Annotated in this window: 27 protein-coding genes; 19 read left to right on the top strand and 8 right to left on the bottom strand. The window is 68.2% G+C overall.

Features of this window, described 5'->3' with window-relative positions:
• Positions 1 to 248: 248 nt before the first annotated feature.
• From D5301_RS16920 to D5301_RS16905, 4 genes are read left to right on the top strand one after another with little or no spacing between them, the layout of a single operon-like run.
• Complete coding sequence (locus tag D5301_RS16920; RefSeq protein WP_110714259.1) at positions 249 to 830, top strand: nitroreductase; 582 nt, start codon at positions 249 to 251, stop codon at positions 828 to 830.
• On the top strand, positions 827 to 1,762 hold the full coding sequence (locus D5301_RS16915) for a 5'-3' exonuclease H3TH domain-containing protein (protein ID WP_153856338.1): 936 nt from the start codon (positions 827 to 829) through the stop codon (positions 1,760 to 1,762). Before D5301_RS16920 ends, D5301_RS16915 begins: the two co-directional genes overlap by 4 nt.
• Entirely contained in the window at positions 1,759 to 2,313 is a 555-nt protein-coding gene (locus D5301_RS16910; protein WP_110711105.1) for an NUDIX hydrolase, read from the top strand. Before D5301_RS16915 ends, D5301_RS16910 begins: the two co-directional genes overlap by 4 nt.
• The gene (locus tag D5301_RS16905; protein ID WP_324187342.1) at positions 2,306 to 3,103 is read left to right on the top strand and encodes an N-formylglutamate amidohydrolase; all 798 of its coding nucleotides are present in this window, start codon (positions 2,306 to 2,308) and stop codon (positions 3,101 to 3,103) included. Before D5301_RS16910 ends, D5301_RS16905 begins: the two co-directional genes overlap by 8 nt.
• Before the next feature lie 83 nt (positions 3,104 to 3,186).
• On the opposite strand, the gene D5301_RS16900 is transcribed toward D5301_RS16905, so the two are convergent.
• Positions 3,187 to 3,858: a hypothetical protein gene (locus D5301_RS16900; RefSeq protein WP_110711103.1), complete on the bottom strand. Its 672-nt coding sequence runs from the start codon at positions 3,856 to 3,858 to the stop codon at positions 3,187 to 3,189.
• Positions 3,855 to 5,273, bottom strand: a complete 1,419-nt coding sequence (locus D5301_RS16895) for an MFS transporter (protein ID WP_153856337.1) — start codon at positions 5,271 to 5,273, stop codon at positions 3,855 to 3,857. The genes D5301_RS16900 and D5301_RS16895 overlap by 4 nt, the downstream gene beginning before the upstream one ends.
• Positions 5,274 to 5,378: 105 nt before the next feature.
• Here D5301_RS16895 and D5301_RS16890 point away from each other — a divergent pair, with 105 nt between their 5' ends.
• Positions 5,379 to 6,263 (top strand): LysR family transcriptional regulator, encoded by an 885-nt coding sequence (locus D5301_RS16890; RefSeq protein WP_110711101.1) that lies wholly within the window; start codon positions 5,379 to 5,381, stop codon positions 6,261 to 6,263.
• Between the two features lie 167 nt (positions 6,264 to 6,430).
• On the opposite strand, the gene pip is transcribed toward D5301_RS16890, so the two are convergent.
• Positions 6,431 to 7,372 carry a prolyl aminopeptidase gene (pip, locus tag D5301_RS16885; RefSeq protein ID WP_014646006.1) on the bottom strand — a complete coding sequence of 314 codons (942 nt, stop codon included), beginning with the start codon at positions 7,370 to 7,372 and terminating at the stop codon, positions 6,431 to 6,433.
• 48 nt (positions 7,373 to 7,420) lie between these two features.
• Entirely contained in the window at positions 7,421 to 8,278 is an 858-nt protein-coding gene (gene prmC / locus D5301_RS16880) for a peptide chain release factor N(5)-glutamine methyltransferase (RefSeq protein ID WP_153856336.1), read from the bottom strand.
• A 322-nt stretch (positions 8,279 to 8,600) separates the two neighbouring features.
• Between prmC and ahpC the strand changes: the two genes are divergently transcribed.
• From ahpC to D5301_RS16855, 5 genes are all read left to right on the top strand, one after another.
• A complete protein-coding gene (gene ahpC / locus D5301_RS16875) occupies positions 8,601 to 9,164 on the top strand; it encodes an alkyl hydroperoxide reductase subunit C (protein ID WP_014036055.1) in 564 nt (187 codons plus the stop codon).
• Between the two features lie 225 nt (positions 9,165 to 9,389).
• Complete coding sequence (ahpF, locus tag D5301_RS16870; protein ID WP_153856335.1) at positions 9,390 to 10,982, top strand: alkyl hydroperoxide reductase subunit F; 1,593 nt, start codon at positions 9,390 to 9,392, stop codon at positions 10,980 to 10,982.
• A gap of 85 nt (positions 10,983 to 11,067) precedes the next feature.
• Positions 11,068 to 12,030, top strand: a complete 963-nt coding sequence (locus D5301_RS16865) for a LysR substrate-binding domain-containing protein (RefSeq protein ID WP_094000372.1) — start codon at positions 11,068 to 11,070, stop codon at positions 12,028 to 12,030.
• 123 nt (positions 12,031 to 12,153) lie between these two features.
• Positions 12,154 to 12,558, top strand: a complete 405-nt coding sequence (gene rnk / locus D5301_RS16860; RefSeq protein WP_065722817.1) for a nucleoside diphosphate kinase regulator — start codon at positions 12,154 to 12,156, stop codon at positions 12,556 to 12,558.
• 50 nt (positions 12,559 to 12,608) lie between these two features.
• Positions 12,609 to 13,565, top strand: a complete 957-nt coding sequence (locus D5301_RS16855) for a transaldolase (RefSeq protein WP_153856334.1) — start codon at positions 12,609 to 12,611, stop codon at positions 13,563 to 13,565.
• Between the two features lie 567 nt (positions 13,566 to 14,132).
• Here D5301_RS16855 and msrA read toward each other — a convergent pair.
• Together msrA and D5301_RS16845 are read right to left on the bottom strand one after the other, a co-directional pair.
• Entirely contained in the window at positions 14,133 to 14,798 is a 666-nt protein-coding gene (msrA, locus tag D5301_RS16850) for a peptide-methionine (S)-S-oxide reductase MsrA (protein ID WP_049460935.1), read from the bottom strand.
• Positions 14,799 to 14,828: 30 nt separating this feature from the next.
• Positions 14,829 to 15,092: a DUF2007 domain-containing protein gene (locus D5301_RS16845; protein ID WP_010481810.1), complete on the bottom strand. Its 264-nt coding sequence runs from the start codon at positions 15,090 to 15,092 to the stop codon at positions 14,829 to 14,831.
• Between the two features lie 212 nt (positions 15,093 to 15,304).
• Here D5301_RS16845 and D5301_RS16840 point away from each other — a divergent pair, with 212 nt between their 5' ends.
• From D5301_RS16840 to D5301_RS16815, 6 genes are all read left to right on the top strand, one after another.
• Complete coding sequence (locus tag D5301_RS16840; RefSeq protein WP_049398150.1) at positions 15,305 to 17,053, top strand: glutamine--tRNA ligase/YqeY domain fusion protein; 1,749 nt, start codon at positions 15,305 to 15,307, stop codon at positions 17,051 to 17,053.
• Between the two features lie 43 nt (positions 17,054 to 17,096).
• On the top strand, positions 17,097 to 17,750 hold the full coding sequence (locus D5301_RS16835; RefSeq protein ID WP_110711096.1) for a hypothetical protein: 654 nt from the start codon (positions 17,097 to 17,099) through the stop codon (positions 17,748 to 17,750).
• A gap of 50 nt (positions 17,751 to 17,800) precedes the next feature.
• The gene (locus D5301_RS16830) at positions 17,801 to 18,523 is read left to right on the top strand and encodes a DUF6348 family protein (RefSeq protein ID WP_153856333.1); all 723 of its coding nucleotides are present in this window, start codon (positions 17,801 to 17,803) and stop codon (positions 18,521 to 18,523) included.
• A gap of 97 nt (positions 18,524 to 18,620) precedes the next feature.
• Positions 18,621 to 19,181, top strand: a complete 561-nt coding sequence (locus tag D5301_RS16825; RefSeq protein ID WP_004154307.1) for a nucleoside deaminase — start codon at positions 18,621 to 18,623, stop codon at positions 19,179 to 19,181.
• Positions 19,165 to 20,232, top strand: coding sequence for a 23S rRNA (cytidine(2498)-2'-O)-methyltransferase RlmM (rlmM, locus tag D5301_RS16820; RefSeq protein WP_153856332.1), 1,068 nt, complete (start codon positions 19,165 to 19,167; stop codon positions 20,230 to 20,232). Before D5301_RS16825 ends, rlmM begins: the two co-directional genes overlap by 17 nt.
• A 64-nt stretch (positions 20,233 to 20,296) precedes the next feature.
• Positions 20,297 to 20,695 (top strand): EF-hand domain-containing protein, encoded by a 399-nt coding sequence (locus D5301_RS16815; RefSeq protein WP_153856331.1) that lies wholly within the window; start codon positions 20,297 to 20,299, stop codon positions 20,693 to 20,695.
• A 202-nt stretch (positions 20,696 to 20,897) separates the two neighbouring features.
• Here D5301_RS16815 and D5301_RS16810 read toward each other — a convergent pair whose 3' ends face one another.
• Both D5301_RS16810 and ubiH read right to left on the bottom strand, forming a co-directional pair.
• Positions 20,898 to 22,079, bottom strand: coding sequence for a UbiH/UbiF family hydroxylase (locus D5301_RS16810; protein WP_153856330.1), 1,182 nt, complete (start codon positions 22,077 to 22,079; stop codon positions 20,898 to 20,900).
• A complete protein-coding gene (ubiH, locus tag D5301_RS16805) occupies positions 22,076 to 23,284 on the bottom strand; it encodes a 2-octaprenyl-6-methoxyphenyl hydroxylase (protein WP_110711092.1) in 1,209 nt (402 codons plus the stop codon). The genes D5301_RS16810 and ubiH overlap by 4 nt, the downstream gene beginning before the upstream one ends.
• Before the next feature lie 108 nt (positions 23,285 to 23,392).
• Here ubiH and D5301_RS16800 point away from each other — a divergent pair, with 108 nt between their 5' ends.
• Genes D5301_RS16800 through D5301_RS16790 form a run of 3 tightly spaced genes read left to right on the top strand, consistent with a single transcriptional unit; the run spans position 23,393 to position 25,488 of the window.
• Positions 23,393 to 23,977, top strand: a complete 585-nt coding sequence (locus D5301_RS16800) for a hypothetical protein (protein WP_088024424.1) — start codon at positions 23,393 to 23,395, stop codon at positions 23,975 to 23,977.
• Positions 23,978 to 23,985: 8 nt separating this feature from the next.
• Positions 23,986 to 24,540, top strand: coding sequence for a cob(I)yrinic acid a,c-diamide adenosyltransferase (locus tag D5301_RS16795; RefSeq protein ID WP_110711091.1), 555 nt, complete (start codon positions 23,986 to 23,988; stop codon positions 24,538 to 24,540).
• A gap of 9 nt (positions 24,541 to 24,549) precedes the next feature.
• Positions 24,550 to 25,488 carry a histone deacetylase family protein gene (locus D5301_RS16790; protein WP_110711090.1) on the top strand — a complete coding sequence of 313 codons (939 nt, stop codon included), beginning with the start codon at positions 24,550 to 24,552 and terminating at the stop codon, positions 25,486 to 25,488.
• Positions 25,489 to 25,509 lie beyond the last annotated feature (21 nt).

The following is a 25,509-nucleotide window of genomic DNA, read 5'->3' as shown; positions in this document are numbered from 1 at the left end:
ATGGTAGGCCGGCCAGCCCGTCGCGGACAGTGAAACAGTCCTCACTTCAAACCTCATGACCGGCGGCCCGGCAAGATAGATATCGTAAGCCGTGCAAGGCCTGCGAGGCGAGGGGAAGCGGTCGTCCGTTTCCCGCCAGTGGCATGACGTTCATCACAGTTTGATATTCAAGGTCCGGACGCGACACAAACGGCGTCTTTGACCACCCCGACTATAATCAAATACCCGTGATGACCGGTTCAGACTCCATGCCCGACCCCGCCGCCCTGCTCGCCCTGGATGCCCGCCGCTCAGTGCCCTCGCGGCAACTGGGCGAGCCTGGACCGGACCCGGCCACCCTGCAGCGGATGCTGGCCTCGGCGGTGCGTGTGCCCGACCACGGCAAGCGCGTGCCCTTCCGCTTCCTGAAGATCGCCGGCGATGCACGTCACACTCTGGGCGACTTCCTGGCCGAGCGAAGCCGCCAGCGCGACCCGCAGGCTGGCGAGGCGGTGTTCGAGAAGGACCGCCAGCGTTTCAGCCATGCGCCGCTGGTGATCGTGGTGGTGGCCAGCCCGCGTCCGGACCCGAAGGTGCCCGAGCAGGAACAGCTGATGACCGCCGGCTGCGTCTGCTTCGCATTGCTGCAGGCCGCGCAGGCGCTGGGCTTCGGCGCGCAGTGGCTGACCGCCTGGATGGCCTTCGATCCAGTCGTGCAGGCCCATCTGGGCCTGGCCGAGGGCGAGCGGATCGCCGGTTTCATCCACATCGGTACACCCAAGGCCGCCGTGCCCGAGCGCGAGCGCCCCGACCCGGTGGCCCTGCTGCGCGACTGGACGCCGCCGGCATGACCCTGCCGGCTCCGCCGCCGTCGCTGTACCTGGTTGATGCCAGCATCTACGTGTTCCGCGCCTGGCATTCGCTGCCAGACCAGTTCCAGGACGCGCAGGGCTGGCCGACCAACGCCGTGCACGGCTTCGCCCGCTTCCTGCTCGATCTGCTCGAACGCGAGCGTCCGCAGCACATCGCCATCGCCTTCGACGAAGCACTGGACAGCGGCTTCCGCCATCGCCTGTATCCGGCCTACAAGGCCAACCGTGACCCGGCGCCGGAAGCGCTCAAGCGCCAGTTCGTGCACTGCAAGGCCTTGTGCGCGGCACTCGGCCTGGCCGTCCTGGCCCACCACGAGTACGAGGCCGACGACCTGATCGGCAGTGCGCTGCACGTGCACCGTGGCAGCCATCGCGGGGTGATCATCTCCGCCGACAAGGACCTGTCGCAGCTGCTGCTCGACCACGACGAGCAGTGGGACTACGCGCGCAACCAACGCTGGGACGTGGCGGGCGTAAAGGCGCGGCACGGCGTGCACGCGCACCAGATCGCCGACTACTTGGCGCTGTGCGGCGATGCTGTGGACAACATTCCGGGGGTCAGCGGTGTCGGCAGCAAGTCCGCCGCCGTGCTGCTGGCCCACTTCGGCAGCATGGATGCGCTGTACGAACGCCTGGACGAAGTGCCGTTCCTGCGCCTGCGCGGCGCCGCACAGATGGCGGTGCGCCTGCGCGAGCAGCGCGAGCACGCCCAGCTCTGGCGCCAGCTGACCACCATCGCCCTGGACGCGCCGCTGGAGGGCAGCCAGCCTGGGCTGCTGCGCCAGGCCGCCGACCCGGAGCTGCTCGGCGGCCTGTGCCAGACCCTGCGCTTCGGCCCGATGACCCGCCGCCGGCTGTTCGATGCCGCCGGCGTGGCCGACCCTCTTCCCACCCACAGCGAGCCCGCATGAGCCAGCGCAACACCGAAGCCCCGCGCGTCGTCTATGAAGGCAAGTACCAGCGCATGCTGGTGCGCGGCACCTGGGAATACAGCGAACGCACCCACGCCGGTGGCCTGGCGGCGATCATCATCGCCGTCACCCCCGAGGACAACGTGCTGTTCGTCGAACAGTTCCGCGTGCCGTTGCAGGCCCCGACCATCGAGATGCCGGCCGGCCTGGTCGGCGACATCGATGCCGGCGAGTCGATCGAAGTCTCGGCTGTGCGCGAACTGGAAGAAGAAACCGGCTGGACCGCCGATCACGCCGAAGTGCTGATGATCGGCCCGACGTCGTCCGGTGCCAGCAGCGAGAAGATCGCCTTCGTACGCGCCACCGGCCTGCGCCGGATCGGCGAAGGTGGCGGCGATGACAGCGAAGACATCACCGTGCACGAGATTCCGCGCGCGCAGGCGGCGGCGTGGCTGGTGCAGAAGATGGGCGAAGGCTACGAGCTGGATGCCAAGCTGTGGGCCGGCCTGTGGATGATCGAGCACCACCTGGACGGGCGCCCGCGTGGCTGACGCCGACCTGCATGCACTGCCGGCGCTGCTTGGCGCCGATGATCCGGCAATCTACGCGATCCACCGGGCGCAGGGCGCGTCGCCGTACCTGCTGCTGGCCGACCACGCCGGCCAGCAGGTGCCGCGTGCCCTCGCCGGCCTGGGCTTGCCGCAGGTCGAACTGGATCGCCACATCGGCTGGGACATCGGCATTGCCGGCACCACCCGCGCACTGGCCGAACGGCTGGATGCCTGGGCAATCGAACAGACCTATTCGCGGCTGCTGATCGACTGCAACCGCCCGCTGGCCTCGCCCACACTGATCCCGGACGTGAGCGACCACACCGTGGTCCCGGGCAATGCCGGGCTGTCGGCGGCGCAGCGGCAACAGCGCATCGATGCGATCCACGCGCCGTACCACGCACGCATCGACGCGGAACTGGACGCACGCCGCGATGCCGGTCGCCCTACCCTGCTGGTGATGATGCACAGCTTCACGCCAACGATGAACGGCATGCAGCGGCCGTGGCATGCCGGCGTGCTGTACCACCAGGACACGCGGTTCGCGCATGCACTGCTGCAGGCACTGCGCGATGAAGGCGACCTGGTGGTGGGCGACAACGAACCGTATTCGGTCAGCAGCACCAGCGACTACGCGGTGCCGGTGCATGGCGAAGGCCGCGGGCTGGTGCATGTGGAACTGGAGATCCGCCAGGACCTGATCGCCGATGCCGCCGGGCAGCAGGCATGGGCGGAGCGGCTGGCGCGGATCTTCGGCGCGCTGCAACCGCAGCTGCTGGCCGCCGGGTGATTTACCCAGGCTTGGTAGTGCCGGCCGCTGGCCGGCAACTGCAATGATTCAACGGACCCGGGGTTGCCGGCCAGCGGCCGGCACTACCGCAATTCGGGCGCATCCATCCACGGGAACGGCTTGAACCCGTGCACCTGCACGGTCGCACCGATCGCTTCGAACTGATCCTTGATCGCCTGCGCACGGCGACGATCCAGCGCTTCACCCAGCACCAGCGGCAACGCGCGGCAGCACGCCAGCGCCTCGCCCACCGGCATCTCCAGCAGGCGCGCCACGCGCTGCGCAGCGGCCTTCAGCTGGTCTGCCGGGCATGCCACCAGGCACAGGTCGAACGAAGCGAAGATGCCTTCGCCCACCCCTGCCTCGCGCGCCGCCGCCAGTGCTTCAGCACCCGCTTCGCCCAGGGCCTCGTCGATACCCTCGACCTGCTGGAATGCGTCGTACTCGGCGTAGTAGGCCAGCGCCTGCGCGTAGTCCTGCAGCGACGACAGCGGGCGTTGCCGCTTCTGCACATCCAGCACGTCGGCAAACGTGGCCGGCTCCAGATACGGGAACAGCCCCATCGCTGCCGAAGCGGCCGACCGCTCGCCGTCGTCATCCAGCGCTTCATCACTGGATGACGGCAACCACAACCGTGCCGCCAGCAGGTCCTCGTCGCTCGCCATCACCCAGCCGAAGGCATTCCACACCGCATCGTCATCGTTGCAGGCAGCGAAGGCATGCAGGGTCTGTTGCAGGTCCAGCAGTTCGATCATGCGTCGGTGCTCAGGCAGGGAGTCGCTGCCGAGTCTACCGGCGCCGGGCGCAGGCCCAGCGCGATCACCACGCCGAGCGCGGCGAACAGCGCAGCGCCGTACTGTGCGTTGACCATGCCCTGCAGGGCATCCGGGCTGGTTGCCGCCTGCGTGCCGCGCGCAGCGTTGGCGATCATCACCAGTACCGCCAGTCCCAAGGCGCCGCCGATCTGCTGGGCAGTGGCCGCCATGCCGGACGCAACGCCTTGCTGCGGCCCCGGCACGCCCTGCCCGGCCACGATCCACATCGCCGTCCAGCTCATGCCCTGGCCGACGCTGAGCACCACGATGCCCGGCAACAGCGGCCAGTAGCTGGCGCCATGCGGCATCGCCAGCGCCACTGCGGCGATGCCGACGGCACCTGCGGCGAAGCCCCAGGCCAGCACCTGCCGTGGCGAACGGCGCTGCAGCATGCGTTCGGCAATCCGGATGCCGAAGGTGCACACCAATGTCGGCAGCAGGAAGGCCATACCGGCCTGCAGCGGGCTCCAGCCATAGCCATCCTGGAAGTAGAGCGCCAGGAAGTAGTACTGCACGCCATAGCTGCTCATGAAGGCGAAGGTCAGGCCGAGTGCCGCGCGCAGGCCGGGCAGGCGCAGCAGCGCAAACTGCATCAGCGGGTCACGGCTGCGCTTTTCGATCTGTACGAACACCGTCAACAGTACGGCTGAAAGCAGCAGGCAGATGAGCGTGGCCGGCGCCGTCCAGCCCCACTCCGGCCCTTGCACCAGGGTGGTCACCAGCAGGCTGCCGCCGGCCGTGACGGTGAGGCAACCGGCCAGATCGAATGAACGGCCCCGCACCCGTGGACCATCGGCCGGCAACCACGCACCGGCTGCGACCGCGCACGCCGTGGCCAGCGGCACGATCACCGCCAGCACCGCCGGCCAGCCGAACGCCTGGGTCAGCACGCCACCGAGCAGCGTGCCCAGCGCCAGGCCGACCGCGCTGGCCATGCTCCAGATCGCCAGCGCGCGGTTGCGCACCGGGCCTTCCGCGTACAGCGTGTTGATCAGCGCCAGCGTGGCCGGGAACAGCAACGCGGCACCGATACCCTGCGCCGCGCGCGCGATGATCAACAGCGTGGCGTTCGGCGCCAGCGCACCGAGCAGCGAGGCCAGCGCGAACAGCAGCATGCCCAGCCGGTAGAAGCGGCGGCGGCCGATCAGGTCGGCGGCGCGCCCGCCCAGCAGCAGGCTGCCGCCGAAGGCCACGGTGTAGGCACTGACCACCCATTGCAGCTGCTGCGCGTTGATCTGCAGCGCGCGGCCCATGTCATGCAGGGCAACGAAGATGATGGTGGCATCCAGGGCAATGATCAGCTGGGCGGTGGCCAGCAGGGTCAGCGCCCAGCGCGGGTATTTGAGGGGAGGCATCGGCGGTCTGGCGCGGTGGGGGAGCGCAGTCTCATTGATGCGAGCCAATCAATAAACCCCTCCCCGACCATATCTGTCATGATTTTCGGCATGAATGGAGCTTCGATGGACCTCAATGCGGTGCGCATGCTGGTGCAGGTGGCCGAAGCGCGCAGTTTCACCGTGGCCGCCGGCCAACTGGGCCTGAGCCAGTCCGGCCTGTCGCGCGCGATCGGGCGGCTGGAAGCCACGCTGGGGGTGAAGCTGCTGCAGCGGAACACCCGCAACGTGGCGCTGACCCCGGATGGCCGCCAGTTCGTGGAACAGGTGTCGCCGCTGCTGGCCGGCCTGGACGATGCCGAGCGGCAACTGGCCGACCGCCCGTGCACGCCCTCGGGCACGTTGAAGATCAGTGCGCCGTCGATGTTCGGGCGCAAGGTGCTGGTGCCGATGCTGGCGCCGTTGCTGCAGCAGCATCCGCAGCTGCAGGTGGAAGCGGTGCTCAGCGACCGCCTGGTCGATCTGGTCGAGGAAGGCTTCGATGCCGCGCTGCGCACCGGCGTCATCGCCGACCAGCGCATCGTCGCGCGGCCCTTGCGGCCGCTGCGCTGGGTGACGGTGGCCAGCCCGGGCTATCTGGCCCGTTGTGGCGCACCGGACGATGTGGCCGCGCTGCAGGATCATGCCTGCCTGGCGGTGCGCAACCTGCGCAGCGGCCGGCTGGTGGACTGGCAGTTCCTGCAGCACGGGCAACTGCGTGAGTTCACGCCCCCGACGCGGATGGTGTTCGACAGCGGCGATCCGCTGGTGGAAGCGGCCATCGCCGGCATCGGCATCGTGCAGGTGATGGATTTCGCCGTGGCCGACGCCTTGGCCGATGGCCGCCTGCAGCGCGTGCTGCAGCCGTTTGAAGGCCGCAGCCGTGCACTGTCACTGATCTATCCGCCCTCGCGGCAATGCTCGCCAAAGCTGCAGGTACTGGCCGACGCGTTGCTGGCTGGGGATTGGTAGCGCCGGCCGCTGGCCGGCGCCTGCGTGGATCCAACCGTTTCCGGGTTGCCGGCCAGCGGCCGGCACTACCGGGCTGCGGTAGATCCACGCCGTGCGTGGATGGGGTTGCGGCTCGGGGTCAGAGCCCTTTCCGCGGGAAAGGGATCCGACCCCTGGGCAATCAACGATCAGGCGAAGCTATCGGTGGCGCGCACCAACGCGTCCACGTTCTCGGCCTCGAACGCCGAGTGACCCGAAGCCGGGGTGATTTCCAGCTTGGCCTTCGGCCACACCTTGGTCAGGTCCCAGGCATTGGCCAGCGGGCAGACCACGTCGTAGCGGCCGTGCACGATCACGCCCGGAATATCGGCGATGCGGTGGGCGTCGCGCAGCAGCTGGTCTTCCACCTCGAAGAAGCCGCCGTTGACGAAGTAATGGTTCTCGATGCGGGCAAAGGCCAGCGCGAAGTGCGGGTCTTCGTGGCTGTTGATGAAGTCATCATCGACGTGCAGGAAGCTGGTCGCGCCTTCCCACACCGCCCACGCCTTGGCCGCTTCCAGGCGGGTGGTTTCGTCGTCGCTGGTCAGGCGGCGGTGGAAGGCCGAGATCAGGTCATGACGCTCCACCGAAGGAATCGGCTTGAGGTAATGCTCCCACGCATCCGGGAACAGGCGGTTGGCGCCTTCCTGGTAGAACCATTCCAGCTCCCAGCGACGCAGCATGAAGATGCCGCGCAGGACCAGTTCGGTCACGCGCTGCGGATGGGTTTCGGCATAGGCCAGTGCCAGGGTCGACCCCCAGCTGCCGCCGAACACCTGCCAGCGATCAACCTTGAGGTGCTCGCGCAGCTTCTCGATATCGGCGACGAGGTCCCAGGTGGTGTTGTCCACCAGGTCCGCGTGCGGGGTGGAACGGCCGGCACCGCGCTGGTCGAACAGGATGATGCGGTACTTGGACGGGTCGTGGAACTGGCGCATCTTGTCGCTGCAGCCGCCGCCCGGGCCACCGTGCAGCATCACCACCGGCTTGCCATCCGGGTTGCCGCACTGTTCGAAGTACAGCGTGTGGCGGTCGTCGACCTTCAGGGTGCCGACGTCGTAGGGGGTGATGGCGGGGTACAGCGTACGCATGCTTGCAGCTCCAGGGTGATGCCCTGCCGGGGCAGGAGAACCTCCATTCTAGGCCGGACGCCGGCCCAGGGTGATGCGGTCGCGCTGCTCCAGGTCCTGCGCGGTCTGCACCTCCGCAAAACCCGCAGCGTCGAACAGCGCGCGGATCGCCACGCCCTGGTCCCAACCGTGCTCGATCAGCAGCCAACCGCCGGGCAGCAGGTGGGCCAGGCCACCGTCGACGATGCCGCGGATGTCATCCAGCCCGTCCACGCCGGAGGCCAGCGCGGTGGCCGGTTCGAAGCGCAGGTCGCCCTGTGCCAGGTGCGGATCGTCGCTGGCGATGTACGGCGGGTTGCTGGCGATCAGGTCGAACCGCGCGCCCTGCAGCGGCGCATACCAGTCCTGCCCGCCCTCGGCGAAGCGGACGTTGCGCAGTTCATGGCGGGCGGCATTGCGCGCGGCCACGGCCAGCGCACCCGGGCTGGCATCGGTGGCCAGCACCTGCGCCTGCGGCCGTTCGCTGGCCAGCGCCAGAGCGATCGCACCGCTGCCAGTGCCGAGGTCGGCCAGCTGCAGCGCCTGGTCTGATGGCAGGCGCTCCAGCGCCAGCTCGACCAGCAGTTCGGTTTCCGGCCGCGGGATCAGCGTGGCCGGGTCGACCTCCAGGTCCAGCGTCCAGAAACCGCGGCGGCCGGTCAGGTAGGCCACCGGCTCGCCGGCCACGCGGCGGGCCAGCAACGCTTCGAAGGCGGCCTGGTCGGCGGCGGCCAGCGGATCGGTGGCATGCGCGAACAGCCAGCTGCGCGGGCGGTCCAGCACGTGCAGCAGCAGTAGTTCGGCCTCGTGGCGGGCCTCGACGCCGCCAAGGCGGGCACTGGCCTCGGCCACGATCTGGCGCAGGGAGGGTTCGGGTTGGAAAGACATGCCGCAATTGTAGAGCCGAGCCCATGCTCGGCTGCTCCACCCGCAGCCGAGCATGGGCTCGGCTCTACAAAAGCTGGAATCCGTTCAGGTTTCGCCAGAGGGCATAAGGAGGGGCTATCGGCCGCATTCTGCGCCTCCGGGAGCTTTCCCTTGTCACACAGGCAGTTGCAGGATGAGGGCGGCAAGGTTCAGTGCCGGCTCATGGGATTTTGATAGACTCCATCTATCAAATAGATGCAATCAATGGATTGTTCTTATCGCGAGCGAATCGGTAACCTAGGTCCTGTCGATTCACCCACTCCCCTTCACCAGAGGAAAAACGATGTCCCTGATCAACACCCAGATCCAGCCGTTCGAAGCCAACGCTTACCACAATGGCGAGTTCATCAAGGTTTCCGACAACAGCCTGAAGGGCCAGTGGTCCGTCCTGATCTTCATGCCGGCCGCCTTCACCTTCAACTGCCCGACCGAGATCGAAGACGCCGCTGACCACTACGCCGAGTTCAAGAAGGCCGGCGCCGAGGTCTACATCGTCACCACCGACACCCACTTCTCGCACAAGGTGTGGCACGAAACCTCGCCGGCCGTCGGCAAGGCCCAGTTCCCGCTGGTCGGCGACCCGACCCACCAGCTGACCCGCGCCTTCGGCGTGCACATTGAAGAAGAAGGCCTGGCCCTGCGCGGCACCTTCATCATCAACCCGGAAGGCGTGATCAAGACCCTGGAGATCCACTCCAACGAGATCGCCCGTGACGTCGCCGAGACCCTGCGCAAGCTGAAGGCTGCCCAGTTCACCGCCGCCAACCCGAACCAGGTCTGCCCGGCCAAGTGGAAGGAAGGCGAGAAGACCCTGACCCCGTCGCTGGACCTGGTCGGCAAGATCTAAGGCAGTACCGGCCTGCCGTGGCCCCACGCCACGGCGCGCCCTTCATCCCCGTGCCGGTCCCCCCGCCGGCGTGGGGGTGAACCCAAGACAGCCAACGCTCGCCCGCCTTGGCCAGCCAGCCCCTTCCACGGTCGCTGTCTTGGGTTCACCCCTACCCCCTGCTGGTCCGCTACCTTCTACAGCGGTGCCACGCCCCCTGTTTGCCTGAAGCCAGGAGATGACCCGATGTTGGACGCCAACCTGCAGTCGCAGCTGAAGACCTATCTGGAGCGCGTGACCCGCCCGATCCAGATCACCGCGCACGCCGACGACGGCGCCAAGTCGCAGGAAATGCTGGAACTGCTGCAGACCCTGGAAAGCCTGTCGGACAAGATCTCGCTGCAGGTGCTGCGCGATGGCCAGGGCCGCGTGCCGTCCTTCGACCTGGGCACCCCGGGCCAGGACATCCGCCTGACCTTCGCCGGCCTGCCGATGGGCCACGAGTTCACCTCGCTGGTGCTGGCGCTGCTGCAGGTCGGCGGCCACCCGTCCAAGGCCACCGCCGAGCTGATCGAGCAGGTGCAGAACCTGGAAGGTGAATACAAGTTCGAAACCTACTTCTCGCTGTCCTGCCAGAACTGCCCGGACGTGGTGCAGGCGCTGAACCTGGCCGCGGTACTCAACCCGCGCATCCAGCACGTGGCCATCGACGGTGCCCTGTTCCAGGACGAAGTCGAGCAGCGCGAGATCATGTCGGTGCCGACCGTGTACCTCAACGGTGAAGTGTTTGACCAGGGCCGCATGACCCTCGAGCAGATCGTGGCCAAGCTGGACACCAATGCCAGCAAGCGCGATGCCGAGAAGATCGCGGCCAAGGACGCCTTCGACGTGCTGGTGGTGGGCGGTGGCCCGGCCGGTGCGGCAGCGGCGATCTATGCTGCACGCAAGGGCATCCGCACCGGCATCGCCGCCGAGCGTTTCGGTGGCCAGGTGCTGGACACCATGGCGATCGAGAACTTCATTTCGGTGAAGGAGACCGAAGGCCCGAAGCTGGCCACGGCGCTGGAACAGCACGTGCGCGAGTACGAGGTGGACATCATGAACCTGCAGCGCGCCAGTGCGCTGGTGCCGGCCGGCGACGACGGCCTGGTGCAGGTGCAGCTGGAGAACGGCGCGGTGCTGAAGTCGCGCTCGGTGATCCTGTCCACCGGCGCGCGCTGGCGGCAGATGAACGTGCCGGGCGAAGACCAGTACCGCAACAAGGGCGTGGCCTACTGCCCGCACTGCGATGGCCCGCTGTTCAAGGGCAAGCGCGTGGCGGTGATCGGCGGCGGCAACTCCGGCGTGGAAGCGGCCATCGACCTGGCCGGCATCGTGTCGCATGTAACCCTGCTGGAGTTCGATTCCAGCCTGCGCGCCGATGAAGTGCTGCAGAAGAAGCTGCGCAGCCTGGCCAACGTCACCGTGCTGACCAGCGCACAGACCACCGAAGTGCTGGGCGACGGCAGCCGTGTCACCGGCCTGGTCTACAAGGACCGCGTCGGCGGTGATGCCCACCGCGTCGAGCTGGAAGGCATCTTCGTGCAGATCGGCCTGCTGCCCAACACCGAGTGGCTGAAGGATGTGGTGGCGCTGTCGCCGCGTGGCGAGGTGGTCATCGACGACCGCGGCCAGACCAACCTGCCAGGCGTGTTCGCTGCTGGCGATTGCACGACGGTACCCTACAAGCAGATCATCATCGCCATGGGCGCCGGTTCGACCGCCGCACTGAGCGCGTTCGACCACCTGATCCGCTCGTCGGTGAGCAGCAGCAGCGGTGCCGTTGCTGAAGCTGCCTGATCCACCGTTCCCAGATCACCGGGAACATTGTCTGCCTGTCGGGTAACCATGCCGTCAGCCGGTCCGTTACCCCTGGGGTGTAAGGATGAACCTACGTGATCTGAAGTACCTGGTAGCCCTGGCCGACCACAAGCATTTCGGCCGGGCTGCCGCCTCCTGCTTCGTCAGCCAGCCGACGCTGTCCACGCAGATCCGCAAGCTGGAAGAAGAGCTGGGCCTGCCGCTGGTGGAACGTGCACCGCGCAAGGTGATGCTGACCCCGGCCGGCCAGGAAGCAGCAGCACGGGCACGGGTGATCGTGTCCGAAGTGGAACAGCTGAAGGAAGCGGCGCGACGCAGCCGCGATCCGGAAGCCGGTACGGTGCGCCTGGGGATCTTCCCGACCCTCGGCCCGTACCTGCTGCCGCATGTGATTCCACGCATCCGCGATCGCTTCCCGGAGCTGGAACTGCTGCTGGTCGAGGAAAAGAGCGATGTGCTGCTGGATCGCCTGCGCGAAGGCAAGCTAGACGCTGCACTGCTGGCCCTGCCGGTGATCGACGACCAGCTGCATGCCGAGTTCCTGTTCGAGGAACCGTTCCTGCTGGCCGTGTCCGGGCGCCACCCGTTGGCCCGTCGCGAACACCTGGACGTGCAGGAACTGGCCACGCAGAAGCTGCTGCTGCTGGAAGATGGCCATTGCCTGCGCGACCAGGCGCTTGAAGTCTGCCGCCTGTTCGGTGCCAACGAGAAGTCCGAGTTCCGCGCCACCAGCCTGGAAACGCTGCGGCAGATGGTCGCCGCCGACGTCGGCATCACCCTGCTGCCGAGCCTGTCGGTGCAGCCGCCGGTGCCGCGCTCGAACAACATCCGCCTGCTCGATTTCACCGGCGAAGGTCGTCCCAGCCGCCGCATCGCCATGATCTGGCGGCGCAGCTCGGCCATGAACGACTTCCTGATGGAGCTGGCCGACCAGTTCAAGCGCCTGCCGCAGGCGCTGTTCACGCTGGAGGCGCTCAATGCCGCCAGCGATGCACCCGCCCTGCCCGGCCCCGCGCTGAACGGCTGAACCCCCGCAACACCGGCCTGGAATCGGCAGGAGTCGATTCCGGCCGCATTTGTCCCCACAATACAGACAGGCGGCGCCAGCAGGTGCCGCCTTTTGCATGGCTTTCAACCAAGGAGCTTCACCATGAACACCGCCAGCGGCCTGCCGCCGTCGATCACCGTTTCTACCTTCGACATGGACCGCCTGGACGCCATGCTCGAATCCCCTGCGCTGAGCCAGACGCCTGCCGCGCTCGCGCTTGCTGAAGAACTCAACCGTGCCACCGTGCTGGCACCGGACCAGATTCCCGAAGGCATCGTCATGATGCATTCGCGCGTGGAGTGCGAAGATGAAGTGTCGGGCGAGAAGCACGTCCTGACCCTGGTCTTCCCCCGCGAAGCCAACGTCGATGAAGGCAAGGTTTCCGTGCTGGCCCCGGTCGGCAGTGCCCTGCTCGGCCTTTCGATCGGCCAGAGCATCGACTGGAACGCGCCCGGCGGCCGCAAGCTGCGCCTGCGCGTGACCGCGGTCCACAACGACCGCCCCTGATTACCGCTGCGCACCGCGCGCGATTCGATCCCCCTGCACCAGGAGCCGTAATGAGTACCCCGTCCAAACTGTCCCAGCTGCGCGAACTGTCCGTGGTCGTTGCCGATACCGGTGACTACGAGGCGATCAAGCGCCTGCAGCCGGTGGACTGCACCACCAACCCGACCCTGGTGAAGAAGGCGCTGGACCTGCCGGTCTACGCCGAGCTGATCGAACGCGAACTGGCCTGGGGCCGCCAGCAGAGTGGCGACCGCGAAGCGGTGGTGCACGCCGTGGCCGACCGCCTGACCATCGGCGTCGGCGCGCTGCTGAGCACGCTGGTGCCGGGCCGCGTGTCCACCGAAGTGGATGCCGACCAGGCCCACGACACCGCTGCCACCGTAGCCAAGGCCCGCCAGTTCATCCAGATGTACGCCGATGCCGGCGTGCCGCGCGAGAAGATCCTGATCAAGATCGCCGCGACCTGGGAAGGCGTGGAAGCCGCGCGCATCCTGCAGGCCGAGGGCATCGACTGCAACCTGACCCTGATCTTCAACCCGACCCAGGCGCTGGCCTGCAGCGAAGCCGGCGCGTTCCTGATCTCGCCGTTCGTCGGCCGCATCCTGGACTGGTACGTGGCCAACGGCCAGACCCCGGCCAACATCGATGAAGACCCGGGCGTGAAGTTCGTGCGTGGCGTGTATGCCGAATTCAAGCGCCGCGGTTCGCCGACCGTGGTGATGGGCGCCTCGTTCCGTTCGACCGCGCAGATCGAAGCGCTGGCCGGCTGCGACCGCCTGACGATTTCGCCGGACCTGCTGGAGAAGCTGGACGCCGACCACGGCGAGCTGCCGCGCAAGCTGGTGGCCGGTGCGGCGGATGGCGCGACGGTGGCCCCGATCGATGCCGCGAAGTTCGCAGCTGACCTGGCGGCCGATCCGATGGCGACCGAGAAGCTGGCGACCGGCATCGATGCATTTGCCAAGGATCTACAGGCGCTGCGCGAGCGCATTCGTTCGGAACTGTGAGGATTCCGGCCAACGGCTGAGCCCCTCGTGGCGGGGGCTTGGTCGCGAACTGCGTGGAGCAAAAGCCGCGCTGGGTCGGGCGGGTTGGGTTCGCGGGGGACGCCGTGAACCCATCCATGGGGGCTTGGCCGCGGCATCCATGCCGCGGACACCCCCGCGAACCCAACCCGCCCGCCCTCTGACAGTTTTCTGTGGCCGGCCGCCACGGAAGAAAGAAAGAAGAGCAACAGCGGGTCGCGCGCTTCGCTTGCTCGCAGCCGAGCATGGCTCGGCTCTACAGGAAGCAGAAGCAAAAAAGAAAAAGGACGCGGCGAAGGCCGCGTCCTTTTTCTTTTCTTTCAGTTCGTCAGTAACCCATGCTCTTGCCCACCGTCACCGGGAAACTGTCGAAGGTGGGACGGGGGCGGCTGGCAGGACCGTTGGCGCCATGGATGGCGCCATCGAGCCCCCAGGGACGGGTTTACGGCGTGTCCTGCCAGCCGCCCCCGTCCCGCCAAATCATCAGCAACCCAGAGCCGCATTGGATGTTGATGTTGACGTTGCCCGCCGCAGGCGGACCACCGCGCGTCAGCGCGGCGCCTCCACATCCAACCCGATCGGGCAGCTCACGCCGGTGCCGCCGATGCCGCAGTAGCCGTTCGGATTCTTCGCCAGGTACTGCTGGTGATAGTCCTCAGCGTAGTAGTACGCCGGTGCCGGGTACACGATCTCGGTGGTGATCGGCCCGTAGCCGGCTGCGGCCAGCTGCGCCTGGTAGGCCTCGCGGCTGGCCAGCGCGGCAGCGTACTGCGCCTCGTCGGTAGCGTGGATCGCCGAACGGTACTGGGTGCCGGTGTCGTTGCCCTGGCGCATGCCCTGGGTCGGGTCGTGGCTTTCCCAGAACAGCTGCAGCAGCCGCTCCAGGCTCACCACCGCCGGGTCGAACACCACCTGCACCACTTCGGTGTGGCCGGTCAGCCCCGAGCAGACCTCTTCATAGGTCGGGTTCGGGGTGATGCCGCCGGCATAGCCGACCGAGGTGCTGTACACGCCCGGTTCGGTCCAGAACTTGCGCTCGGCGCCCCAGAAGCAGCCCAGCGCGAAGCGGATCTGCTGCAGGCCGGCGAAACGGTCCTTCAGCGGATGGCTGTTCACGAAGTGCTGGTTGCTGTGCAGCGGCAGCGGTTGGTCACGCCCCGGCAGTGCTTCTTCCGGGCGCGGCAGGCGTTGCTTGAAGGCGCCGATGCCGAGGATGCCCTGGCCAATTCCCAACATGATGCGCTCCTACGCCGGAAGGCCGGCTATGTCGTCTGCATCGGAAATGGGGGCGTCCGGCGCGTGGCCCAAGTCCAGCGCCGCCACGATGTCCTCGGCCTGTGGCCGCGCCGCGTCGGGGATCCCGACCCGCAGCACGCCAAACAGCGGCAGCTCGCCCATGCCGCCCAGCAACGACTCGCCGAACACGAAGGCCGGGATGCCAGCATCCTCCAGCGCGTGCTTGACCAGGTGGGCGTCGAACAGGTTGTCGGCCTTGTACACGATGTGCATGCGGCAGCTCCGTGGGAGAGAGTTCCAGCATACGCCGGGGGGCTGAGTGGTGGTGGTGACGGCGCATGACCATTCCGCCGGCCAGCGGCCGGCGCTACCGGGAAGAGGGCCTGGTAGTGCCGGCCGCTGGCCGGCATCCCCACGCCCCACCGGGCAGCCCTGCCCGGTACGCGCTAGACTGTTGGTCTTTCTGCCTTTCTTTTCGCCGACTCATGTCCGAGCACACCCCCGCCAGCCCCGAGACCCCCGCCGACAGCCACGAAAAGCGCGATTTCATCCGCCAGATCGTGCGCGAGGACCTGGCCAGCGGAAAGCACCAGGCGATCAAGACCCGTTTCCCGCCGGAACCGAACGGCTACCTGCACATCGGCCATGCCAAGTCGATCTGCCTGAACTTCGGCATCGCCGGCGAGTTCAGCGGCGTGTGCAACCTGCGCTTCGATGACACCAACCCGGCCAAGGAAGACCCGGAATACGTGGCCGCGATCCAGGACGACGTGCGCTGGCTGGGCTTCAGCTGGAACGAGCTGCGCCACGCCTCGGACTACTTCCAGACCTATTACCTGGCCGCCGAGAAGCTGATCGAACAGGGCAAGGCCTATGTCTGCGACCTGTCGGCCGAGGAAGTGCGCGCCTACCGCGGCACCCTGACCGAGCCGGGCCGCCCGTCGCCGTGGCGCGACCGCAGCGTCGAGGAAAACCTCGACCTGTTCCGCCGCATGCGCGCCGGTGAATTCCCGGATGGCGCGCGCACCCTGCGCGCGAAGATCGACATGGCCAGCGGCAACATCAACCTGCGTGATCCGGCGCTGTACCGCATCAAGCACGTCGAGCACCAGAACACCGGCAACGCGTGGCCGATCTATCCGATGTACGACTTCGCGCACGCGCTGGGCGACTCGATCGAGGGCATCACCCACTCGCTGTGCACGCTGGAATTCGAAGACCACCGCCCGCTGTACGACTGGTGCGTGGACAACGTCGATTTCGCCCATGACGACACGCTGACCCAGCCGCTGGTCGACGCCGGCCTGCCGCGCGAAGCCGCCAAGCCGCGCCAGATCGAGTTCTCGCGCCTGAACATCAACTACACGGTGATGAGCAAGCGCAAGCTGATGGCGCTGGTTACCGAGCAGCTGGTGGACGGCTGGGAAGACCCGCGCATGCCGACCCTGCAGGGCCTGCGTCGCCGTGGCTACACCCCGGCCGCGATGCGCCTGTTCGCCGAGCGCGTGGGCATCAGCAAGCAGAATTCGCTGATCGACTTCAGCGTGCTGGAAGGCGCGCTGCGCGAAGACCTGGACAGTGCAGCGCCGCGCCGCATGGCGGTGGTCGACCCGGTCAAGCTGGTGCTGACCAACCTGCCGGAAGGCCATGAAGAGCAGCTCACCTTCAGCAACCACCCGAAGGACGAGAGCTTCGGCAGCCGCGAAGTGCCGTTCGCACGCGAAGTGTGGATCGACCGCGAGGACTTCGCCGAAGTGCCGCCGAAGGGTTGGAAGCGCCTGGTGCCGGGTGGCGAAGTGCGCCTGCGCGGCGCCGGCATCATCCGCTGCGACGAAGTAATCAAGGATGCCGACGGCACCATCACCGAACTGCGTGGCTGGCTGGATCCGGAATCGCGTCCGGGCATGGAAGGCGCCAACCGCAAGGTCAAGGGCACCATCCACTGGGTCAGCGCCGTGCATGGCGTGCCGGCCGAGATCCGCCTGTACGACCGCCTGTTCTCGGTGCCGAACCCGGACGACGAATCGGAAGGCAAGACCTACCGTGATTACCTCAACCCGGAATCGCGCCGCACCGTCACCGGCTATGTCGAGCCGGCCGCGGCCAGCGCTGCGCCGGAGCAGTCGTTCCAGTTCGAGCGCACCGGCTACTTCGTCGCCGACCGCCGCGACCACACCGAGGCCAAGCCGGTGTTCAACCGCAGCGTGACCCTGCGCGACACCTGGTCGGCCTGAGGACCTGCACGGGCGCCGGGAAGGCGCCCGCACGAATCCGACGATGATCACCGCCCTGTCCGCCCTGCTCTGGTTCATCTCGCAGCATCCGCTGCTGACGTTCTTTGCAGCGATGGTGCTGGCCGGGCTGGTCTCGTGGTGGCGGCGCTTTCCGGGCTACGCCATCGTGGTGTTCCCGCTGGCGATGCTCAACATCTTCCTCGGCCACTTCCTCAACGCCGCCTTCCTCAACGTGGTGGGCGAGCGTGGTGAAGCGGTGATCGTCAAGGCCGAGCAAACCAACTCCACGCTCAACGAGCAGTACATCTGGCGCTACGAAGCGGTACTGCGCACTGCCGAAGGGCGCGATGTGGAGGTGGTGTTCCACACCAATACCGCTTCGCTGTGGCCGCTGGAAAACGCCATCCGCATCCCGGCGCAGAACCAGCCATTCGTGGTGAAGTACACGCCGGGCTTCCCGCGCAACTTCGTCATCCTCACCAACGAATCACCGCACGGCATCGCCCAGGCCCGTGCCAGCGCGCGCGAGCGGGTGGAGGTGGCGGCACGCAAGCTGCATTTCAGCCCGGGCAATGCCGATTTCCGCGCGGACTATCGCCGCGAGCTGGAAACCTGGCTGCGCGACCACGGCAACGATCCGCAACAGCAGCCCGACGCGCAGCGATATCGCGCCGAACTCGACGCGCTCGACCACTAGATCCCCAGGCCTTGCCTGGATGCTCCACCCCATCCATCCACAGGCCTGACATGACCACGACCTTCGCCGCTCTCCTCCCGCTGCTGCAGCAGGTCCTGCAGGACGCCGGCATCGCCAGCCGCGCCGACGGCGGCGCGCTGCTGCTGGACAGCGGCCTGCGCCTGACCCCGCACGCGATGGCCGCGCACGCGCGCGACAACGGCGGGTGGCAGACCTCCACCGTCATCGAGGCCCAGCATCCGGTGTTGTTCGCCGATGGCCTGTTCGAGTACCAGCACGCCAACGGTGCCGACGAACAGGCGTCGCTGCTGTCCGGCTTCCAGGCCTGGGTGCGGGTGGACCTGGCGACGCTGCAGACCGCCGTCGGCGCCGCAGACGCGCAGGGCCTGCCGATGTTGGGCCTGACCTATCCGGGCGCCGACGAAGGCGAAGAACTGCAGCGCACCGTGGTGCTGGGGCCGTTGGCGCACTATCGCGCACAGGAGGTGGATGCCTCCACCTGCAGCGAGGACGACCACGGCTCCTGCCCCTGCTGCCTGTTCACGCGCAGCATGGAGGCCTTCGACGAGCTGCTGAAAGCCCGCCAGTTCCTCGCCATCCGCCTGTTCGCCTCGCGCGATGCCGACGGCCTGTGCGAGGCCGATTGCCGGGTCAACGGCCACGACTTCGCCGCCGCCCTGCCCCTGCTGCGCGCCTACGCGGCCAGCTGGCCGCAGGCTGGGCTGGAATTCCGCAAGCAGTACGTGGTGATCCGCACCGGCTCGCCGGGCTGACCCCTCGCCACACCCGGTACAGGCCGGTGCGGCTACACTGCGCGCCGGTTTCCCAAGCAACCGCACTTTCTTCCATCCCACACGAGGCACCCCCGCGATGCTGTACGCGCAAGTCCACCTGACCCTTCCCGCCTGGATCCACGACCAGATCGACCTGGATCGTCGATATCCGGGCGATGAGGCCAAGGTCGCGCTGGCGATCGAGCTGTCGCGGCTGAACGTCGAGCACGCCAGTGGCGGCCCGTTCGGTGCGGTGGTGTTCGGCCCGGATGACAAGGTGATCGCTGCCGGCGTGAACCGGGTGATGCCGCACGCGACCTCGCTGGCACACGCCGAGAACATGGCCTACATGCTGGCCCAGCAGCGCCTGCAGACCCCGCGCCTGAACGCGGTGCTGTCGCCGGTCACCCTGGCCACCAGTTCGCAGCCGTGCTGCCAGTGCTACGGCGCCACGGTGTGGGCCGGCATCGACCGCCTGCTGATCGGCGCCAACTCGGCCGACGTCGAGGAACTGACCCCGTTCGACGAAGGCCCGCTGCCGGCTGACTGGGTGGGCGAGCTCAACAAGCGCGGCATCGAAGTGGTGCAGGGCCTGAACCGCGACGCCGCACGCAGCGTGCTGCGCGCCTATGGGGAAAGCGATGGCGCCCGTTACTGAGACCGGCATCGGCCTGCTGTGCCTGTGCCGGCAGGGCTTCGAGCCCGAGCTGGCCGGCGAACTGCAGTTCCGCGCCGGTGAAGCCGGTTTCGCCGGCTACGCGCGCACCCAGCGCAATGATGGCTACGTGCTGTTCATGTGCGACGAAGCCGCCGCCCTGGCGCCGCGCCTGCGCTGGCGCGAGCTGATCTTCGCGCGGCAGAAGCTGGTGGTGCTGGCCGAGCTGCCGCAGCTGGACCCGGCCGACCGCATCACCCCGATGCTGGAGGTGCTGGCCGATGCGCCGCGCTTCGGCGACCTGTGGGTGGAACATCCCGATTCGGACGCCGGCAAGCCGCTGTCCGGGCTGGCCCGTGCCTTCGGCAACGCGCTGCGCCCGGCGCTGCGCAAGGCCGGCAAGCTCACCGACAAGCCGAACGACCGCCTGCCGCGCCTGCACGTGGTGTTCGTCGACGGCACCCATGCCTTCGTCTGCGTGGCCGACCCGGCCGACAGCGCACCCTGGGCACTGGGCATTCCGCGATTGAAGCTGCTGCCCGAAGCGCCTTCGCGTTCGGCGCTGAAGCTGGACGAAGCACTGCTGACCCTGCTGACGCCGGAAGAACGCGAAGCGCTGGCCAAGCCCGGCATGCGCGCGGCCGACCTGGGTGCCGCACCGGGCGGCTGGACCTGGGTGCTGACCCGCCAGCACATGCACGTACTGAGCATCGACAACGGCCCGTTGCGCCAGCATGTGCTGGACACCGGCCTGGTCGAGCACCTGCGCGCCGATGGCTTCCACTGGCACCCGGAACAGCCGCTGGACTGGATGGTCTGCGACATGGTCGAGCAGCCGCGCCGCGTGGCCGAACGCATGGCCACCTGGTTCCGCGAAGGCTGGTGCAGGCACGCGATCTTCAATCTGAAGCTGCCGATGAAGAAGCGCTGGGACGAGACCCGGCTGTGCCTGGACCTGTTCCAGGACCAGGCCGGCAAGCCGCTGGTGGTGCGTGCCAAGCAGCTCTATCACGACCGTGAAGAGATCACCGTGCTGGCCTCGCCGCTGCGCTGATCCGTCATCGGCGGCACAGGTTGCCGGGAGTACGCTCCCGGTACCCTCTGGCAAGGAGCCTGTCATGAACATTCCGCGTTCCGCCCTGCTGTTGGCCGCCCTGCTGGCCTCGGTACCGGCCATGGCCCAACACGGCCCGTCCACGCCGGCGCAGAGCCAGCCGCTGGGCCCGACCGGCGGCGCCATCCGCCAGCAACCGCTGGGCGCCGGTCTGGTCACCGGCAGCGTCGAGATTCCGCAGCCGGCCGGCGAAGCACAGGTCACCGTTCGCTCGCTGGAACCGAGCAGCGTGATCGGCCAGTACCGCATCCGCTTCAGCGACCTCGACGTGAACGGCGATGGCTTCATCAGCCGCCAGGAAGCACAGGCCAACCCGGCGCTGGCCGACGAGTTCAATTCACTGGATCGCAGGCACCGCGGCAAGCTGGACCGTGCCGACCTGGCTGGATGGCTGGTTGATTGATCCACCGGCGCGATCGTCATCCACGCATGGCGTGGATCAACGGCGGTAACGGAGCCCGCTTCTGGTAGGTGCCAACCTTGGTTGGCACATCCATCAGGCATCCTGGGCCCGGATAAGGCGAGGGTATTTCCAGCCTTGTGCCAACCAAGGTTGGCACCTACCAGAGCGGCGTTGGCACCTGCCAGAGCGGCCGGTATTCCGGTCAGACCCCGGCGGCGCGCTTCCAGAACGCCTGCACCAGCGGCGGCCATTTGCCGACACAGCCCAGCGCGCGGCCGCGGGCCAGGGTCAGGTGCATCTCGTCGTTGGAGAACAGCCGATTGATCGCATCGAAACTGTAGGCGGCGATCTGATTGTCGCTGCGCCGTTCGCGCGCCCAGCGCTGCAGGCGCTGTGGCGACAGCCGCGGCTGGCCGCGGCGCTCGGCCGACGGCGCCAGCCACTGCTGCAGGGCGGCGACATCGCGCAGGCCCAGGTTCACGCCCTGCCCGGCCAGCGGATGCACCACATGCGCAGCATCACCCAGCGCCAGCACGCGGCCAGCCACGTAGTGACGGGCCAGTTGCCGACGCAGCGGGAAGGCCGCACGCGGTGATGCCAGCCGCAGTTCGCCCAGGCGCGCAGCAAAGGCCCGTGTCAGCTCGCGGTTGAAGGCGTCTTCGTCCAAGGCCAGCACGCGAGCAGCTTCGTCTTCGGGCAGGGTCCAGACGATCGAACTGCGGCGCTCGGCCACCGGCAGCAACGCCAGCGGTCCGGTCGGCAGGAAGCGCTGCCAGGCGGTGGCCTGGTTCGGCAGCTCGCTGTCCACGTAGGCCACCACGCCACGCTGGTGGTAGTCATGCCGCTCGACCTCGATTCCGGCCAGCTGGCGCAGGGTCGACTCGGCGCCGTCGGCGGCCACGGCCAGCGCCGCTTCCAGGCGGCGCCCGTCATCCAACCGCAGGCGCACGCCGTCCTCGTCCTGCTCCAGCGCTTCCACCCGTGCCGGGCAGTGCAGCTGCACGCCCGCCGCCGGCAGCGCCGACCAGAGGCGATCCTGCAGCAGGCCGTTCTCGACGATGTAGCCCAGCTCGCGCCGACCGAAGCGGTCGGCGTCGAACAACAGATCCTCGCCACCCGCCGCATCCCACACCTGCATGCGCCGGTAGGGCCACGCGCGGGCCTGCGCGATGGCCGGCCACACACCCAGGCGGTTCAACAGCTGCACGTTGTCGGCGGCGAAGGCGAACACCCGCAGGTCCGGCTGTGCGGCCTGCCATGGCGCGGGTTCGCGGCCCTCCACCAGCGCAACCGACAGACCGGCATCGGCCAGCGCCAGCGCACAGGCGGCACCGACCACGCCACCACCGACGATGGCCACGTCCAGGCGCGTGCGCCGGCTCATGCGGCTTCTCCGCGGCACAGGCGCGGCACTTCACCACGGAAGCCCATCGCACCACCGACCAGCATCGACTGCACCGAGGCACGTTGTGCAGCCACCAGGCCGAGGCTGCGCAGCGGCCGCATCAGCGGTGCCGGATTGCTGGTCAGGCGTGCCAGGCCACCCGAGAACGCCACCGTCTGCCGGCGGTCGTCCTCGCGGCGCGCGACATAGGCCTGCAGCAGCGCGTCGCTGCCGGCATCCTCATGCGCATCCTCCAGCAGTTCGGCCAGGGTCAGCGCATCGCGCAGGCCCAGGTTGAAGCCCTGCGCACCCAATGGATGGATGGTCTGCGCGGCATTGCCAAGCAGCACCGTGCGCTCACCGGCCAGCGCGCGCGCCAGCACCTGGATGAGCGGGTAAGCGCTGCGCGGGCCAGATTCGAGCAGGCGGCCGGCACGCCAGCCGATCGCATCCTGCAGCCGCTGCAGCCAGGCCGCATCATCCAGCGCCATCACCGCATCGGCCTGGTCGCGCGCAACACCGTGCACAGTGCCGAAGTGGCGGTCACCACGCGGCAGCAGGGCGGTTGGGCCGGTATCGGTGAAGCGCTCCCAGGCGGTGCCGTCCGGCGCACGCTGGCTGCGCACGCGGGCCACGAACAGGGTCTGCTGGAAATCATGACGGTCGACCTCGATGCCCAGCGCGCCACGCACGCCGCTGGTGGTGCCATCGGCACCGACCACCAGCCGTGCCAGCAGCACGCGCTCGCCGGCCTCGTCGGCCACCCGCACCTGGCGGTAGCCATCGATCACCTCGCCCAGCCCCAGGAACCGCATCGGCCGGTAACGGCGCAGCCGTGGCAGTTCCTGCAGGCGCGCTTCCAGCGCCTGGCCGAAGTCACGCGCCACCACCACCTGGCCGAACCAGGGCCGGTCGTAGTCGGAAGCCTCCAGCTGCACGCGGCCGAAATCGCCGGCGCGGCTGACGTGGATGCGACGGATCGGGCCCGGCGCCATCGCCAGCTTCTGCATGACCCCCAGCGCGGTCAGCGCGTTGACGGTGGCCGCCGCGAAACTGAGGTTGCGCTGGTCGAACACCGCCGGCAGCTCGCCGGCCGGGCTGGCTTCGAGCAGGCCCACATCGCGGCCCAGCCGGTCCAGGGCGATGGCCAGGCTGGCACCGACCAGGCCGCCACCGACGATCAGCACGTCATGTCGTTCACTCATGGTGTTCATGATACGCGCTCGCCCCGCCCGAACACCCAACGCCCCCCGACCTGCGCCAACCTGCGCGGCGGGCTAGAATGAAACCTGAATCCGCTCCGGGCCCCCACCATGTCCGACACCGCCAACCGCGCCTTCGTCCTGTCCGTACTCGTACTGCTGCTGGCGGCGACCCGGGTCAATCACTTCGCGGCGATCCCCGATGCCTCCTGGGCCGTGTTCTTCATCGGTGGCTTCTACCTGGCGCGCTGGACCCGCTGGGCGTTCCCGTTGCTGATGGTGTTCGCGGTGCTGGTGGACTGGATCGTGATCCGCAGCAGCGGCCTGGATTTCTGGCAGCACTACTGCGTCTCCCCGGGCTACTGGCTGCTGCTGCCGGCCTATTTCTCGCTGTGGGCCGGCGGCATGCTGCTGGGCCGCAACTACCAGAGTGCGCGCTGGCCGGTACTGGCCAAGGGCGCGCTGCTGCTGGTCGCCTCGGTGGCGGTCTGTCACCTGCTGGCGCAGGGCGGCTTCTACTGGACCAGCCGTAACGTGGCCGAACCGACGCTGGCCGGTTGGGCACAGAACTACGCACAGTGGTTCGGGCCCTACCTGCGCACCACGGCGATCTATGTGGCGCTGGCTGCCGCGCTGCAGCTGGCCGTGGAGCAGGTGTTGAAGCTCCAGCAGGCCCGCCGCGACATCCGTCACTGAGCCGCGCCATGGGTCATCGCCTCTCGCGCATCTACACCCGCACCGGCGACGACGGCAGTACCGGCCTTGGCGACGGCCAGCGCGTGGCCAAGGATGACGCCCGTGTCGCCTCATACGGCACCGTCGACGAGGCCAATGCCGCGCTCGGCCTGCTGCTGGCAGCACCACTGCCCGAGGACGTGCGCGCGCTGGTGGTGCATCTGCAGCACCAGTTGTTCGACCTGGGCGCCGAGCTTTGCATTCCCGGCCATGCCGCGATCCACGCTGCCGATATCTCGGCGCTGGAGCAGCAGCTGGACCACTACAATGCCGACCTGCCGATGCTGAAGGAGTTCATCCTGCCGGCCGGTGGCGAAGCCGCCGCGCGCTGCCACCTGGCGCGCACCATCGTCCGCCGCGCCGAGCGCGAGACGGTCACCCTGGCCCGCCACGAGGCCGTGCGCAGCGAGGCGCTGCAGTACCTCAACCGGCTGTCGGACCTGCTGTTCGTACTGGCCCGCGTACTGGCCCGCGCCGATGGCCATGGCGAAGCGCTGTGGCAGCCACAGCAGCGCCAGCGCTGAGTCGACACGATGCTGGTCTATACCCACCCGTCCTGCCTGCTGCATGACCCCGGTCCGGGCCATCCCGAGTGCCCGCAACGCCTGCAGCATGTGCTGGACGCGCTGCACGCCGCGTTCCCCGGCCAGCTGGAGTGGCGCGAAGCACCACCGGCCAAGTTCGGTGAACTGACCCGGGTCCACGACAGCGCCCTGCTCGACTTCGTGCTGCAACCGCAGACCGCACCGCTGCGCCAGCTGGACATGGACACCTGGACCTCACCCGGCTCGGCCAGCGCCGCTGTGCATGCCGCCGGCGCCGGCGTGGCCGCGGTCGATGCGGTGATGCTGGGCGACGACCCGCTGGCCTTCTGCGCGGTACGCCCGCCGGGCCACCACGCCACCAGCAGCACGGCGATGGGCTTCTGCCTGCTCAACAACATCGCCATCGCCGCCGCCTATGCCCGCGACCGCCATGGCCTGGAGCGGATCGCGGTGGTCGATTTCGATGTCCACCACGGCAACGGCACCCAGGACATCTTCCAGCACGACGCCCGGGTCTCGTACTACAGCACCCACCAGGCCGGGCTGTTTCCCAATTCCGGCCTGCGCCGCGACCGCGGTGCCGGCAACCTGATGAACATCCTGCTGCCGCCGGGCAGTGGGGGGTTCCGCTTCCGCAATGTCTGGGCCGACGAGATGCTGCCGGCCATCGACGACTTCCGTCCGCAGCTGCTGCTGATCTCGGCCGGCTTCGACGCCCACCTGCGCGACCCGCAGGCCGACCTGATGCTGGAGACCGACGATTTCGCCTGGATCACCCGTGAACTGCACGCGCTGGCGCGTCGTCACGCGGCCGGCCGGGTGGTGTCGATGCTGGAGGGCGGCTACGACCTGCAGGCCCTCGCCGAGTGCAGCGTGGCCCACGTCCAGGCCCTGATGTCATCGGCTTCCAGCGCCGCCGCCGGATGAACCCGAACCGGCCCCCTGCGG

It is taken from the genome of Stenotrophomonas sp. MH181796 (assembly GCF_009659995.1).
In the GTDB taxonomy this organism is placed as follows: domain Bacteria; phylum Pseudomonadota; class Gammaproteobacteria; order Xanthomonadales; family Xanthomonadaceae; genus Stenotrophomonas; species Stenotrophomonas riyadhensis.
Note: the sequence above shows the minus strand (reverse complement) of the source record. Positions and strands in the feature narration are given on the sequence as shown.

Bases quoted from the DNA above. Each gene is read 5' to 3' on its own strand.
- D5301_RS16825 (WP_004154307.1), top strand. From the start codon at position 18,621: ATGCTGTACGCGCAAGTCCACCTGACCCTTCCCGCCTGGATCCACGAC.
- D5301_RS16895 (WP_153856337.1), bottom strand. From the start codon at position 5,273: ATGCCTCCCCTCAAATACCCGCGCTGGGCGCTGACCCTGCTGGCCACC.
- ahpC (WP_014036055.1), top strand. From the start codon at position 8,601: ATGTCCCTGATCAACACCCAGATCCAGCCGTTCGAAGCCAACGCTTAC.
- D5301_RS16910 (WP_110711105.1), top strand. From the start codon at position 1,759: ATGAGCCAGCGCAACACCGAAGCCCCGCGCGTCGTCTATGAAGGCAAG.
- D5301_RS16790 (WP_110711090.1), top strand. From the start codon at position 24,550: ATGCTGGTCTATACCCACCCGTCCTGCCTGCTGCATGACCCCGGTCCG.
- D5301_RS16835 (WP_110711096.1), top strand. From the start codon at position 17,097: ATGATCACCGCCCTGTCCGCCCTGCTCTGGTTCATCTCGCAGCATCCG.
- D5301_RS16830 (WP_153856333.1), top strand. From the start codon at position 17,801: ATGACCACGACCTTCGCCGCTCTCCTCCCGCTGCTGCAGCAGGTCCTG.
- D5301_RS16900 (WP_110711103.1), bottom strand. From the start codon at position 3,858: ATGATCGAACTGCTGGACCTGCAACAGACCCTGCATGCCTTCGCTGCC.
- ubiH (WP_110711092.1), bottom strand. From the start codon at position 23,284: ATGAGTGAACGACATGACGTGCTGATCGTCGGTGGCGGCCTGGTCGGT.
- D5301_RS16810 (WP_153856330.1), bottom strand. From the start codon at position 22,079: ATGAGCCGGCGCACGCGCCTGGACGTGGCCATCGTCGGTGGTGGCGTG.
- ahpF (WP_153856335.1), top strand. From the start codon at position 9,390: ATGTTGGACGCCAACCTGCAGTCGCAGCTGAAGACCTATCTGGAGCGC.
- pip (WP_014646006.1), bottom strand. From the start codon at position 7,372: ATGCGTACGCTGTACCCCGCCATCACCCCCTACGACGTCGGCACCCTG.
- D5301_RS16815 (WP_153856331.1), top strand. From the start codon at position 20,297: ATGAACATTCCGCGTTCCGCCCTGCTGTTGGCCGCCCTGCTGGCCTCG.
- rlmM (WP_153856332.1), top strand. From the start codon at position 19,165: ATGGCGCCCGTTACTGAGACCGGCATCGGCCTGCTGTGCCTGTGCCGG.
- D5301_RS16920 (WP_110714259.1), top strand. From the start codon at position 249: ATGCCCGACCCCGCCGCCCTGCTCGCCCTGGATGCCCGCCGCTCAGTG.
- D5301_RS16800 (WP_088024424.1), top strand. From the start codon at position 23,393: ATGTCCGACACCGCCAACCGCGCCTTCGTCCTGTCCGTACTCGTACTG.
- D5301_RS16795 (WP_110711091.1), top strand. From the start codon at position 23,986: ATGGGTCATCGCCTCTCGCGCATCTACACCCGCACCGGCGACGACGGC.
- D5301_RS16915 (WP_153856338.1), top strand. From the start codon at position 827: ATGACCCTGCCGGCTCCGCCGCCGTCGCTGTACCTGGTTGATGCCAGC.
- D5301_RS16855 (WP_153856334.1), top strand. From the start codon at position 12,609: ATGAGTACCCCGTCCAAACTGTCCCAGCTGCGCGAACTGTCCGTGGTC.
- rnk (WP_065722817.1), top strand. From the start codon at position 12,154: ATGAACACCGCCAGCGGCCTGCCGCCGTCGATCACCGTTTCTACCTTC.
- D5301_RS16840 (WP_049398150.1), top strand. From the start codon at position 15,305: ATGTCCGAGCACACCCCCGCCAGCCCCGAGACCCCCGCCGACAGCCAC.
- D5301_RS16865 (WP_094000372.1), top strand. From the start codon at position 11,068: ATGAACCTACGTGATCTGAAGTACCTGGTAGCCCTGGCCGACCACAAG.
- D5301_RS16890 (WP_110711101.1), top strand. From the start codon at position 5,379: ATGGACCTCAATGCGGTGCGCATGCTGGTGCAGGTGGCCGAAGCGCGC.
- D5301_RS16845 (WP_010481810.1), bottom strand. From the start codon at position 15,092: ATGCACATCGTGTACAAGGCCGACAACCTGTTCGACGCCCACCTGGTC.
- prmC (WP_153856336.1), bottom strand. From the start codon at position 8,278: ATGTCTTTCCAACCCGAACCCTCCCTGCGCCAGATCGTGGCCGAGGCC.